Genomic DNA, 13446 nt, shown 5'->3' with positions numbered 1-13446 from the left:
CTAAAACGACCGAGCTGAAACGAGCGCGTCAAGCCGTGCAAGAACGGTTTCACCATAAGTCGAGTTCGCCGTCAATCGAGCCTCGCGTCCAACGTCGATGACGCACAATATAATGATAAGATCGGCAGCCGGCAGCCAACCTTGACCTCGAACGGGCCATTCGATCAAATTCAGGCTGTTTTCCTCGAATAGATCCCGAGCCCCAATGAACTCAAGCTCTTCCGGGTCTCCAAGACGATACAGATCGAAGTGATTCACTCGAATGGAGTCAAGCTGATACGGCTCCACCAGGGTATAGGTCGGGCTCTTGACCGCCCCTTGATGACCATAGGCACGCAGTATCCCCCGGGCCAAAGTGGTCTTGCCCGCCCCAAGTTCACCCTGAAGATGCACCTGCCCGCGACCCTCCAATGCCTGGCCTAGCATCTGGCCGAACGCGATCTGTTCGGTTTCGTCATGCAAAAGATAAGAGGCGTTCATTATTCAGTCGGCCATACCCGGATTCGCCAGAAAACGCCCATAGGATGCCAGATCACCCGCCAGCAGGCCACGCTCTCCCGCCTCAAAAGCGGCGTAATCCGCGGCCAGGGCATGCAGGGTGACGCCAACGTGCGCTGTCTGCTCCATCTCGAGCCCCTGTGCAACGAGTGCGCCCAGCATGCCGGATAGAACATCCCCCATCCCGCCGCTGGCCATGCCGGGATTGCCATAAGGGCACACCGCGACATGCTCTGGGCCTGCTACTAGAGTGCCGGCACCCTTGAGCACGATCACGCCGCCGCGCTTTCGTTGCAGCGTCTGGACTGCCGCTAGACGATCCGCCTCTATATTTTTGGCACTGCTGTCGAGAAGACGCGCGGCCTCGCCGGGATGGGGCGTCAACACCCAGTTGTCGCGTCTTTCGTCAGGCCAGTGGGTGGCTAGCAGATTCAAGCCGTCCGCATCCACCACCAGCGGCTTATTCGATGCCAGGGCGACCTGCAGCATGCCCTGGCCCCAGGCGCCCTGGCCCAGCCCTGGACCGATCACGATCACGTTGGCGCCTTCGAGCAAGGGCATTACGTCGCTGACACCACGCACTCCTCGAACCATGACTTCCGGGGTGCGTATCAGGCTTGCCCCGACATGCTCCGGCGCCGTTGCCAAGCTGATCTTGCCGGCTCCCAGGCGCGCCGCGGATTCGCTGGCCAGCAGTGCCGCACCGCCGAATCCCGGTGCGCCGCCGATGACCAGCACATGACCGAAATCGCCCTTGTGACTGCCACGCCGACGCGGCGGTAGCGCCATGGCGATTACCGTCTCGTTCAGCAAATCCGCGACCGGCACTAAATCCTGATGTGCCTGAGCCTCGATATCCAGAGAACAGAACACAACCTCACCGACATGATTGGCAGCTTGACCGGTATGCAGGCCCAGCTTGTCGGCGATGAAGGTCACCGTGACGTCCGCTTTTACCGCGCACCCGAGCACCGCACCGGTATCCGCAGCGAGCCCGGAGGGAATGTCCACTGCCAGTACCGGGAGGGCACTTGCGCTGATCGCCTTGATCGCCGCCGCGAAAGGCTCGCGCACCTCGCCACCAAGGCCGGTACCCAATAGCGCGTCGATGATAATGTCACCTTCGAGCGCCATGCTTTCTTGCCAGGAGATCGTATCGACCCCTGCCCTTTGCGCCATTTCCACGGCACGGGCAGCATCATCCGTGAGCTCTCCAGGCTCACGAAGGGCAAAAAGCTGCACCGAGAGCCCGTCCTCGACTGCCAACGCCGCCATTACGTAGCCGTCTCCCGCGTTGTTACCGGCGCCGCACAACACGCACAGGCGCTGGGCGCTTGGCCAGCGGGAACGCAGCTCGTCATAGGCCGCCTTGGCGGCGCGCTGCATCAGGTCAAAACCCTCGAATCCGTCATTCTTGCCAGCGGCGATGGTGCGCCGGTCGATCTCGCGCACCTGTTCCGTAAGATAAAGCGGATGTTCGTAATACCGCGACATGGGGGTTTCCTCTTGAAATCCGTCCATCCTGGAACAGGATCATAACGCCTTTAATGAGCGCTTTTCAGTTGACGCCCAGCTCGATCGGCGCCTGGAATAGACTGACGGACACTGTGCATTAGTGTAGTGTGAATCGTCTCGCATCGGCCCAGTTCGCCATTACTTCCATCGTTTTTCCACGCTCCCTCTTTCTACTTTCCACACACTCATGGCACATCACTGCAGCCCATCCGATATTGACCTGAATGCGCTCGCCGGGCGCATCAAGCGCTGGGGCCGGGAGCTGGGGTTTCAGCAGGTCGGCATTACCGATACCGATCTCGAAAGCCACGAGCGCCACCTCGAGCACTGGCTGGCTGCCGGTCATCAGGGTGAAATGAGCTTCATGGCCAAGCACGGTACCAAGCGCACCCGGCCCGAGGAACTGGTGCCCGGCACGCTGCGGGTAATCAGCGTGCGTATGGACTATCTGCCACCGGAGGTAGAAACCACTCGCGTTCTGGGTCAGCCGAACAAGGCCTATGTGTCGCGTTATGCACTTGGTCGGGACTATCACAAGCTGATACGCAAGCGCCTGGCCACATTGGCAAAGGCCATCGAGGAAGAAGTCGGCGCTTTTGGCTATCGCGCCTTCGTCGACTCCGCCCCAGTCATGGAGCGCGCCTTGGCACAAAAGGCTGGGCTTGGCTGGTTTGGCAAGAATTCCATGCTGCTCAACCCCAAGGCCGGATCGCTTTTCTTTCTCGGCGAGCTCTATACGGACCTGCCCCTACCGATCGACGCGCCTTTCGAGAGCGAACACTGCGGCAAATGCTCTCAGTGCCGGATTGCCTGCCCCACCGGCGCCATTGTCGACGACAAGGTGGTGGATTCCCGGCGCTGCATCTCCTATCTGACCATCGAGCTGCACGGCAGCATCCCAGAAGAGTTCCGCGAAGCCATGGGCAATCGGGTTTACGGCTGCGACGACTGCCAGCTGGTTTGCCCGTTCACTCGGTTTAGCCGGGCAAGTCAGGAGGAGGATTTCGCGCCGCGCCACGATCTCGACCGGGCGGAGCTGATGCGCCTGTTCGCCTGGAGCGAAGAGGAGTTCTTGCGCAAGACCGAAGGCAGCGCCATTCGGCGTATCGGCTATGAACGCTGGCTGCGCAATCTTGCGGTGGCGCTCGGCAATGCGCCCTGGAGCGAGGGAGTGGAAGCCGCACTAAGGGCACGGCTAGCTTACCCTTCCGATCTGGTACGAGAGCATGTGCGCTGGGCCCTCGAGCGCCAACACGCAAAATCCAGCCAGATCATTGCCACTGCCATCTGATCTGTCTTTACTAATTTCCTAGTTGCTATCGCCTGGCGTCTCCAGGCGCAAGAACGTCTTCCGATAGTGCGCCAGTTCGTCCACGGATTCCTGGATGTCATCCAGGGCCTTGTGGGTGTTGCGTTTCTCGAAGCCTTTCAATGCCTGAGGGTTCCAGCGCTTGGCCAGCTCCTTTACCGTGGAGACGTCCAGGTTGCGATAGTGAAAGAAATCCAGCAGTTCGGGCATTTCACGCTCGAGAAAACGCCGATCCTGGTGCACGCTGTTACCGCATACCGGAGAGGAGCCAGGTACCACATAGGCTTTCAGAAAGGCCAGGGTCTTTTGCTCCGCGGCAGCGGTATCAATCTCGCTGGCTTTTACCCGCTTCACCAATCCTGACTCGCCGTGAGTCTTGGTATTCCAGCTATCCATGGCCTCGAGCAGACTATCCGGCTGCTTGACGGCAATGACCGGGCCTTCGGCAATCAGCTTTAGATCGTTGTCGGTGATCAGTGTCGCCACCTCGATGATGCGCTCCTTGTTGGGATCGAGACCGGTCATCTCCAGGTCGATCCAGACCAGCAGATCCTTGCGCGGGGTGATGGCGTGTTCAAACATGTAACGGCTCCGTAGAGGATGAGATTAAGCGTTGTCTGAAAATTGGCGAGCACAGACATTTTTCAGACAACTCATAGATCGGACAGAAGTCGCCCTGCTGGTTACAATGCTAGCATTGTCAGCGCCCCATGAGGTGGTATGAGCAAACGTAAGCTTTCCCGTCAGCAGCGCTGGCGTATCGAGAAGATTCAGGCCGAGCGCGCTGCCCGGGCCGACAAGCAGGCCGTCCGGGAAACCGAATCCCTGGAAGCCGGCGAGTATGGCCCGGAAGTGGCCGGGCGGGTGATCGCTCATTTCGGTCGCACCCTGGACATTCAGTCCGCGAATGCCACCCTGCACCGCTGTCATGTGCGGGCCAATCTCGACAGTCTGGTCACCGGCGATCGAGTCATCTGGCGCGAGGCTCAGGACGGCAGCGGCGTCATCGTCGCCCGGGATTCCCGGGACAACGTGCTCGAACGCCCGGACCCGTATCATCAGCTCAAACCCGTCGCCGCCAATATCGATCAAATCCTCATCGTTTTTGCCGTCGAACCCGCACCCTTTGCCAATCTCATCGACCGCTATCTGGTGGCCGCCGAGGCTACCGGTATTACCCCGGCGCTGGTACTCAACAAGATTGATTTGCTGCCGGAAGATGGGGGCGAGCTCGGCGCCCTGCTCACCCACTATGAGCGCTTGGGCTATGCGGTGGTGCGGGCCACGACCCAGCGCGACGATGGTCTGGACGCCCTGCACGAACGGCTCACGGATCGCACCTCGGTATTCGTCGGGCAAAGCGGTGTGGGCAAGTCGTCGCTTATCGATCGCCTGCTGCCCGACGAAGCCCTGCGCATCGGCGCGCTCTCGGAGGATTCCCGCAAGGGCACTCATACCACCACCACCGCGCGACTCTACGCCCTGCCCGGCGGCGGCGAGCTGATCGATTCACCGGGTATCCGGGAGTTCGGGCTGGTACATCTCGATGAGCAACAGGTCGCGGAGGGCTTCATCGAATTTCGCGATCTGCTCGGTCACTGTCGTTTCCGTGACTGCCGCCATCGCAACGAGCCGGGCTGCGCCCTGATCGATGCAGTGGAACGTGGCAGCGTCTCCCAGCAGCGCTTCGCCAGCTATCGGCGTATCCTCGAGAGCCTCACGCCGCGCTAATTGGTCGCCGAAAGACGCAAAGCTATGTCATCATCTGGGCATTCCCGCTTGATCAAGGAGTGAGCGTCATGCGTTCCGAAACGAACCTGTTACCGCTGATCGTCGAACCGGAGCAACTCGCGGAGCATCTGGACGATCCTCAGCTGCTGATCATTGATGTACCGCTCAAGGCAGACAGCTATGAAACGGGCCATGTGCCTGGCGCCATTTTTCTCGATCATCGCCGGTTGATGGTGGGTCAGGGCGACGTTCCCAACGATATACCGAGTGATGATGCGCTTTCCGAGCTGTTCTCATCCTTGGGATTGACCCGGGATACCCACGTGGTGGCCTACGACGACGAAGGCGGTGGCTGGGCGGGCCGACTGCTCTGGACGCTGGAACTGATCGGCCACACCCGCTACTCCTATCTCAATGGCGGCATCCATGCCTGGCGCGCGGACGGTCACCCCGAATCGACGGAGACGTCACAACCCAAATCCAGCGACTATCAGGCGGAAATTCTCAATCCCGACATCCTGATCGAACGAGATGAGCTGATCGAGCGCCTGAGCGAAAAGGGATTTGCCATCTGGGACGCCCGGGCGCCTCAGGAGTATCGCGGCGAGAAAGGCCAGAACAAGCATCTTGGTCATATCCCCGGTGCAATCAACATGGAGTGGACCGAGGCGATGGACCCGGAGCGCAATCTGCGCATTCGTGACTACGCGGAACTGATAACGACCCTCGAGGCCCAAGGGTTGACCCCGGACATGGAAGTCGTCACTCACTGCCAGAGTCATCATCGCAGTGGCTTCACCTGGCTGGTGGGTAAGGCCCTCGGCTTTGAGAAAATTCGCGGCTACCCCGGCTCCTGGCAGGAGTGGGGCAATCGCGACGACACCCCCATCGAGAAATAATGTTGGCGAACATGCTTGCCTGCAGACGTTCATCGCGACGCGCAAGAACGAAACCCTGGCATTTCAGATGCCGGCTTGCGTGTCGGCGTGGAACAAGATCCCTCTTGCCACGCCTCGATCGACATCCCTGTCGATCGCCACGCGCCGTCATCTGAATGTCAGCGTTCTTGCTAATGTCACTCTAAACGCTGCGCCAAGCAGCAGCCTACAAAGACTGGAAGCCGATACTTGTGATGCAAGACAAGCTCTTCTCTCTAATTCAATACCCCCTGCCCCATCATTTGATCTCGCGCCTGGCGGGCACGCTGGCGGACGCCCGCACCCCTTGGCTGAAGAACATGATGATCAAGCGCTTCATCAGCACCTACGGGGTCGACATGAGTCAAGCGCAAGAGCCTGACCCTACCGCCTACCCCTGCTTCAACGACTTCTTCACTCGGGCGCTGAAAGACGACGCACGCCCCATCGGCGATGGCATCGTCTCCCCGGCGGACGGCTTTCTATCCCAGTTCGGCAACGTCGAGCATGGCACCCTGATTCAAGCCAAGGGCCAGACCTATTCGGTATCCTCGCTGCTCGGCGGCGATGATCAACGTGCCGACCCGTTTCAGCAGGGAAGCTTTGCCACGGTCTATCTTTCTCCCAAGGACTATCACCGGGTGCATATGCCCGTGACCGGCACCCTAAGGGAAATGACCTATGTGCCGGGGCGGCTTTTCTCGGTCAATCTTGCCACCGCGGACCAGGTGCCGGGGCTGTTTGCCCGCAACGAACGCCTGGTCTGTCTCTTCGACACGGATCGGGGCCCCATGGCCATGGTGCTGGTGGGTGCCATGATCGTCGCCGCCATCGAAACGGTCTGGGCAGGTCAGATCACACCCTTGTCGAAGCGGATCCAGACCACTCGCTTCGACACGCCCATCGAACTTGCCAAGGGCACGGAGATGGGCCGCTTCAAGCTCGGCTCCACGGTCATTCTGTGCTTCTCCGACAGGGTTGCCTTTCGTGAAGGATTGGATGCGGATGAAAGCCCGATGCGTATGGGCAAGACGCTGGGTGACTTTGTCAGCCGCAGCTAGAGAGGGCTCGTGAAATGTCGATCAGACGCTTGAAGACAGTACTTGCGGCAATGCTACTTCTCATCGCAGCCGCGCAAACTGCCAACGCCGCTGAGGACAAGTTGAAGGTAGTGACTACTTTTACCGTGCTGGCGGAAATGGCGCAAAACGTGGCAGGCGATCACGCCAAGGTGGTGTCGATCACCAAACCCGGCGCCGAGATTCACGGCTACGAGCCCACCCCCCAGGATATTGTTCGCGCTCACGGTGCGGATTTGATTCTTTGGAACGGGCTGAATCTCGAGCGTTGGTTCGAGCAGTTTCTCGCGAATCTTGGGGACATCCCCTCGGTGACCTTGACCGATGGTATCGATCCGATTTCGATTACCGAAGCGCCTACGAAGGCCAGGCCAACCCACATGCCTGGATGGGCCTCGACAACGCCATGGTTTATGTCGACAACATCGCCACGGCGTTTGCAAAGCACGATCCGGATAATGCAGAGGCCTACAGGGATAACGCCGAGGCCTATAAAAACGAGATTCGTGACACGATCGAGCCACTGCGCGAGCAAATTTCTCAAATCCCAGTAGACAAGCGCTGGCTCGTTACCTGTGAAGGCGCCTTTAGCTACCTGGCCCGGGATTTCGAGATGAAAGAGCTCTATCTCTGGCCGATGAACGCGGATCAGACGGGGACACCGCAGCAGGTACGCAGTGTCATCGATGGCGTGACGGACAACGATATTCCCGTCGTGTTCTGCGAAAGCACCGTCAACACCTCCCCGGCCAAGCAGGTGGCACGAGAAACCGGTGCCGCCTACGGCGGCGTTCTTTATGTGGACAGTCTCAGTGAGCCGAATGGTCCGGTACCGACGTATATCGATCTATTACGCGTCACGTCCCAAACCGTCGCGGACGGATTGACGAAAAACATGACGCGGCAGTAACAGCCATATTGATCGCTTCTTTCAGCCTTCGTAAGCATTGTACTCTGAAAGCTGTTCTGCTCTGATAAATCAGTAGTTACAACAAGTAGCTGCAACAGGAGAACTCGTTTTTGCACGCATCAAAGCAAGGGAAGGCTCAATCTGAAAGCATCAGCGGCGGTATTCTGGCCCAGGACGTGACGGTCACCTACCGTAATGGACACACCGCACTGCATAATGCCAGCTTCGAGATTCCGCGCGGCACCATCACCGCTCTGGTGGGGGTCAATGGCGCCGGCAAGTCGACGCTGTTCAAGGCGATCATGGGGTTCTTGCCCCTCGCGAGAGGCGAAATTCGCTTGCTTGACCGCACCGTGAAAGATGCTCTACGGGAGAACCTCGTGGCCTATGTGCCGCAATCCGAAGAGGTCGACTGGGCATTCCCGGTACTCGTCGAAGACGTGGTGATGATGGGGCGCTACGGCCACATGGGCTTTCTGCGCCGGCCTCGGCGGGCCGATCATGTGGCCGTCAATGAAGCCCTCGAGCGGGTGAACATGAGCGACTTTCGCCATCGCCAGATCGGCGAGCTCTCCGGGGGTCAGCGCAAGCGGGTTTTTCTGGCCCGGGCACTTGCTCAGGAAGGACGGGTGATCCTGCTCGACGAACCCTTTACCGGCGTCGATGTGAAAACGGAAGATCAGATCGTGGCGCTTCTGCGGGAACTGCGTGACGAAGGCCGGGTGATGCTGGTATCGACCCACAATCTAGGCTCCGTGTCGGACTTTTGTGATCGGACCGTGCTGGTCAAGGGGACGGTGCTGGCTTCGGGCCCCACGGAAACCACCTTCACCCGAGAAAATCTCGAGCTTGCCTTTGGCGGCGTGCTGCGCCACTTCACCCTCGGCGGCGCCGATCTGCACGATGACGACGACCCGCGGGAAGTGCGCATCATCACCGACGACGAGCGTCCCTTCGTGCAATACGGTGATAGCCGCGATTCCAAGAGCCGTATCAAGACGATACCCAGTACGGCCGAACGTGGCTCTCTTCCGGATGAGAACGATAAGGCAGAGGAGTGATGATGGAACTTCTGCTTGAACCGTTTGGCTATGGCTACATGAACAACGCCATGTGGGTATCCGCTCTCGTCGGCGGGGTCTGCGCCTTTCTTTCATCCTATCTCATGCTCAAGGGCTGGTCGCTGATCGGTGACGCGCTGTCCCACTCCGTGGCACCCGGTGTTGCAGGCGCCTATATTCTCGGCCTGCCCTTTGCCCTCGGTGCCTTCATTGCCGGCGGCCTTGCTGCCGGTGCAATGCTGTTCTTGTCCGGGCGTTCGGGGCTCAAGATCGACGTCATCATCGGCATCATCTTCACGTCGTTCTTTGGTCTGGGTCTGTTCATGATCTCCCTCAACCCGATGGCGGTCAGCATTCAGACGATCATCATGGGCAATATCCTGGCCATCACCCCGGAAGATACCTTACAGCTTGCCATCATCGGGTTCGTTTGCCTGGCGGTTCTGCTGGCCAAATGGAAGGATCTGATGGTGGTGTTCTTCGATGAAAACCATGCCCGCTCCATCGGCCTGCGTCCGGACCTGCTGCGAGTGATCTTTTTCGCCTTGCTCTCCGCGGCCATCGTTGCGGCCATGATCACCGTCGGTGCCTTTCTCGTCATTGCCATGGTGGTAACCCCGGGCGCCACGGCCTACCTCCTGTGCGACCGGTTTCCTCGGCTGATCATGCTGTCGGTGCTGATCGGCACCCTGACCAGCTTCGTTGGCGCCTATGCCAGCTATTTCCTCGATGGGGCAACCGGCGGCATCATCGTCATGCTGCAGACGCTCATCTTCCTCATCGCCTTCGTCTTTGCCCCGAAACACGGGCTGCTTGCAGCCAGGCGCAAGGCCGCCAAGGCATTGAAATCGCCCCCCGACACCGGATCGACCTCAGCTCGGGAAGCTCAATCATGACCGTCGATACGTTACTGCTGCCCTTTCAGTTTCCCTTCATGCAGAACGCGTTCTGGATCGCGCTGATGGTAGCGCCGCCTACGGCCCTGCTGTCTTGCTTTCTGGTCTTGAAAGGGTGGGCGCTGATGGGCGATGCGGTCAGTCATGCCACGCTCCCAGGCATCGTGCTGGCCTGGATTCTCGGGCTACCGCTGATCGTCGGTGCTTTCGCCGCAGGCATGACCTGCGCGCTTGCCACCGGATATCTATCCCATAACAGCCGGGTAAAGCAGGATACGGTCATGGGGGTGGTGTTTTCCGGCATGTTTGGCCTCGGCATCGTCATGTATACCTCGATCCATACCAACGAGCATCTTGATCATGTCTTGTTCGGCAACATGCTCGGCGTCGGCAGTCAGGATCTCTGGACCTCGGGACTGATCGCCGTCATCGTCTCGGGGCTCTTGCTGCTGAAGTGGAAGGATCTGCTGCTGCATGCCTTCGATCCCGCTCAGGCCCAGGCGGTAGGACTCAACACCAAGCTACTGCATTACGGTCTGTTGGCGAGTCTATCGCTGACCATCGTGGCCACCCTGAGCTCCGTGGGCCTGATTCTCGCCGTGGCGCTGCTCGTCACCCCCGGGGCCATCGCGTTTCTAATAGTGCGCAGCTTTGGCCCCATGCTGATCGTTTCAGTGACGATTTGTACGATCTCGATGCTAGCGGGCACCTACGCGAGCTTCTTTCTCGACAGTGCCCCGGCGCCAACGATCGTATTGATTCTGACGGGGCTTTTTATCCTGGCATTCATCTATCGTCTGGGAGTCACTCGCAGGAGCTCACGACGACTCGCCGCCAGTTGAGATCGACGCCTGGTTCAAAGTCGAAATCTGACAAGAAAACCCGCGAATCTGATAAACGTCGGCCATCGTTGTCTGAAAGTATTTCTTTTGATGGTCATGCAGGCCAAGGCGTCAACCTCGTTTGCAGGCTCGCAGGAGGATCAATTCGTGGCCACCGCTCTCACGCCTCCTTGTGACGAAAGCCTGCGTACCCGCAGTGACCACACTCCTTGCTCGCGCAAGCGGGGCGTGCTCGCCGCAACGATCCTGGGTTCGAGCCTGGCCTTCGTCGTCGGCGCCATCATCAATGTTGCGCTGCCCGCCATGCAGACAAGCTTCGCGACCAATGCCGCCGGCGCCCAATGGATCGTCAACGCCTATCTCCTGCCGCTCGGTGCGCTGGTGTTGATGGGAGGTGCGTTGGGAGATCATTACGGTCGCAAGCGTGTCTTCCTGCTGGGACTGGTCGTTTTTACTTTCGGCTGCCTGGCCTGCGCGCTCGCGCCCAATCTAACGCTGCTATTGGCAGCCCGCGCCTTGCAAGGAGTCGGCGCGGCGCTCTTGGCACCGAACAGCCTGGCCATCATCGCCGCCAGCTTTTCTGGGGAAGCCCGGGGCAAGGCGGTGGGCACCTGGGCAGCGGTGGGCGCCATGGCCGGGGCGGCGGCGCCGGTACTCGGCGGCTGGCTGGTGGATGTGGCCAGCTGGCGCTGGGCGTTTCTCATCGTCGTCCCGCCGGCCGCCGCTGCGTTTCTGATAGGGCGCTGGGCGATCACGGAAAGCCGGGAGAACGCCAGGATCACCGCCCCGCTCGACTGGCTGGGCGCAGCGTTGGCAACGGCGGCGCTGGGCGTCCTGATCTGGGCCTTGATTGCCTTTCCCGAACGGGGCATTGTCGATCCGGCCGTTTTACTTGCGTTCATGATGGGAGCGATACTCGTCGTCGCATTCCTTATCGTCGAACATCGCAAGGGCTCCCGGGCGATGATGCCGCTTGCCCTGTTTGCCACCTCGAGCTTCGCCGGTATCTCCCTGCTCACCTTGTTTCTTTATGCAGCGCTTGGCGGCCTGCTGGTACTGCTGCCCTACACCTTGATCAGCGGTTTTGGATTCACGGCCACCGCCGCGGGGGCTGCCATTCTTCCCTTTCCGCTGACCATGGGACTGCTTTCCCGTTATACCGGCGGTCTGGCGCAACGGATTGGCATTCGCTGGATACTGACCATCGGGCCCCTCGGCGTCGCGGTGGGGTTTGCACTGATTGCTCGTCTGCCCGCGCAGGATTTCAATTACTGGTCCGACATCTTTCCCGCGCTACTGATCATCGCAGTCGGTATGGCCGTAAGCGTCGCCCCGCTGACCACCGCCGTGATGAATAGCGTCGCGGATGATTTTGTCGGTGTGGCCTCCGGGGTGAACAACGCCATAGCGCGCAGTGCCGGACTGATCGCCACGGCACTGCTTGGTCTGGTACTGATAGATGCAGGCAAAGGCGATGATGCGTTGATCGATGGCTTTGCCGGGGCGGCTTTCGTGGGCGCCGGCATGGCCGCTGTGAGTGCGCTCGCCGCCGCGCTACTGATTCGGGTCGTGGCAAGTCCAGAAGAGGAATCCAGCCGCGCAACCTGAAGGCACGTCTATCGTTTTCTGGTGCTTTTCGGCTGGAAGCACATCGAAACCAGAGCACAAGAGGTTAGCGCCTACTAACATCAACTATCGAGACACATAATAAGAAGGAAAAGACGATGACAACCCTGACCGTCAACGGCACTCGACATACCCTGGATACTGAACCCGACACCCCGTTGCTCTGGGTGTTACGTTTATTCTATGAATCCAGGAATTCAGGATCATCGATTCGGTGCAACGCCTAAAGCAGTACGTTGTAGCGGTTCAATAAAATTTTATACAAGGGCCTGATTTCGGGTTGATGGTTCATTTCAGATATTCTGGTGATCGGTCCATCCTGTACACCATTCAAGACAAAACGCAAAAATGAACGATACTGCAACACGCAGCCTGGATAGCCCCAAGGCACGTCAGATACTCAAGGGCGCCAAGGCGACCTTTCTGGAATTTGGTTACGAAGGCGCCAGCACCGATGAGATCGTGCGTCGCGCCGGCGTCTCCAAGGGCACGATGTACAACTACTTTCCCGACAAGCGCGCGCTCTTCACCGCCGTCATCGAGGAGGAATGCAGCGCTCAGGCCAATCGATTATTCGAGCTCGCCAGTCGCCGCGAGGACACGGAGGCGACGCTGCGCGAAATTGCCCACAAACTTGTCGCACTGCTCTTGTCTCCTTCCATGCAGGATCTTTATCGCCTTGCTGTCTCGGAGGCCGTGCGCTTTCCTGAACTGGCGCGCAGTTTCTATGATTCTGGCCCGGATCTGGGCACGCGCCGCTTGAGTCAATTCCTGGCAGCGGCGGTGGCACGAAATGAGCTTGCCATCGACGACGTCGAGCTGGCGGCTCATCAGTTCGACCAGCTGTGCAAGGCGGATATTTTCTACAAACGCCTTTTCGGCATCCGTAAAACCTTCGATCAGGCGGAGCTCGACCGCATAGCAAAAGGCGCAGTGGACATGTTTTTAAAAGCGTACCGCCCCTGAAGGGGCGGCATGCAGGATTGAGATTTTTACCAGGACCTTAGGGCCTGTTGACGTTTCATCGCGAACCGCGTTGCTGCATCAAAAAGTGTCAGTCAA

Annotated in this window: 13 protein-coding genes and 1 pseudogene; 11 read left to right on the top strand and 3 right to left on the bottom strand. The window is 59.3% G+C overall.

Annotated elements, in window-relative coordinates:
- Positions 1–480, bottom strand: coding sequence for a tRNA (adenosine(37)-N6)-threonylcarbamoyltransferase complex ATPase subunit type 1 TsaE (gene tsaE, locus CH74_RS14765; protein ID WP_048308295.1), 480 nt, complete (start codon positions 478–480; stop codon positions 1–3).
- A 3-nt stretch (positions 481–483) separates the two neighbouring features.
- Positions 484–1992, bottom strand: a complete 1509-nt coding sequence (locus tag CH74_RS14760) for a bifunctional ADP-dependent NAD(P)H-hydrate dehydratase/NAD(P)H-hydrate epimerase (RefSeq protein ID WP_048308305.1) — start codon at positions 1990–1992, stop codon at positions 484–486.
- Between the two features lie 208 nt (positions 1993–2200).
- Here CH74_RS14760 and queG point away from each other — a divergent pair, with 208 nt between their 5' ends.
- Positions 2201–3304, top strand: a complete 1104-nt coding sequence (gene queG / locus CH74_RS14755; protein ID WP_048308294.1) for a tRNA epoxyqueuosine(34) reductase QueG — start codon at positions 2201–2203, stop codon at positions 3302–3304.
- Between the two features lie 18 nt (positions 3305–3322).
- Here the strand turns inward: queG and orn are convergent, their stop codons facing one another.
- The gene (gene orn / locus CH74_RS14750) at positions 3323–3904 is read right to left on the bottom strand and encodes an oligoribonuclease (protein ID WP_048308293.1); all 582 of its coding nucleotides are present in this window, start codon (positions 3902–3904) and stop codon (positions 3323–3325) included.
- 138 nt (positions 3905–4042) lie between these two features.
- On the opposite strand from orn, the gene rsgA reads away from it, so the two are divergent.
- The 10 genes and pseudogenes from rsgA (at position 4043) to CH74_RS14705 (ending at position 13350) form a co-directional block, all read left to right on the top strand.
- Complete coding sequence (gene rsgA, locus CH74_RS14745; protein WP_048308292.1) at positions 4043–5053, top strand: small ribosomal subunit biogenesis GTPase RsgA; 1011 nt, start codon at positions 4043–4045, stop codon at positions 5051–5053.
- 68 nt (positions 5054–5121) lie between these two features.
- Positions 5122–5952: a sulfurtransferase gene (locus CH74_RS14740; protein WP_048308291.1), complete on the top strand. Its 831-nt coding sequence runs from the start codon at positions 5122–5124 to the stop codon at positions 5950–5952.
- Positions 5953–6185: 233 nt separating this feature from the next.
- Positions 6186–7031: an archaetidylserine decarboxylase gene (gene asd / locus CH74_RS14735; RefSeq protein WP_048308290.1), complete on the top strand. Its 846-nt coding sequence runs from the start codon at positions 6186–6188 to the stop codon at positions 7029–7031.
- A gap of 14 nt (positions 7032–7045) precedes the next feature.
- Positions 7046–7959, top strand: a pseudogene (locus CH74_RS14730) (metal ABC transporter substrate-binding protein).
- 110 nt (positions 7960–8069) lie between these two features.
- Positions 8070–9020, top strand: a complete 951-nt coding sequence (locus CH74_RS14725) for a manganese/iron ABC transporter ATP-binding protein (RefSeq protein WP_048308289.1) — start codon at positions 8070–8072, stop codon at positions 9018–9020.
- Positions 9021–9022: 2 nt separating this feature from the next.
- Entirely contained in the window at positions 9023–9916 is an 894-nt protein-coding gene (locus CH74_RS14720; protein WP_172656349.1) for a metal ABC transporter permease, read from the top strand.
- The gene (locus CH74_RS14715; protein WP_048308287.1) at positions 9913–10758 is read left to right on the top strand and encodes a metal ABC transporter permease; all 846 of its coding nucleotides are present in this window, start codon (positions 9913–9915) and stop codon (positions 10756–10758) included. Before CH74_RS14720 ends, CH74_RS14715 begins: the two co-directional genes overlap by 4 nt.
- Positions 10759–10905: 147 nt before the next feature.
- Positions 10906–12366, top strand: coding sequence for an MFS transporter (locus tag CH74_RS14710; protein WP_048308304.1), 1461 nt, complete (start codon positions 10906–10908; stop codon positions 12364–12366).
- 116 nt (positions 12367–12482) lie between these two features.
- Positions 12483–12611 carry a hypothetical protein gene (locus tag CH74_RS19860; protein WP_301280863.1) on the top strand — a complete coding sequence of 43 codons (129 nt, stop codon included), beginning with the start codon at positions 12483–12485 and terminating at the stop codon, positions 12609–12611.
- 121 nt (positions 12612–12732) lie between these two features.
- Positions 12733–13350, top strand: coding sequence for a TetR/AcrR family transcriptional regulator (locus tag CH74_RS14705; protein WP_048308286.1), 618 nt, complete (start codon positions 12733–12735; stop codon positions 13348–13350).
- The last annotated feature ends 96 nt before the right edge of the window (positions 13351–13446 follow it).

The organism is Halomonas sp. PR-M31 (assembly GCF_001039575.1).
Classification (GTDB): domain Bacteria; phylum Pseudomonadota; class Gammaproteobacteria; order Pseudomonadales; family Halomonadaceae; genus Modicisalibacter.
The sequence above is the reverse complement of the archived record's forward strand: the minus strand, read 5'-3'. Positions and strand labels throughout refer to the sequence as shown.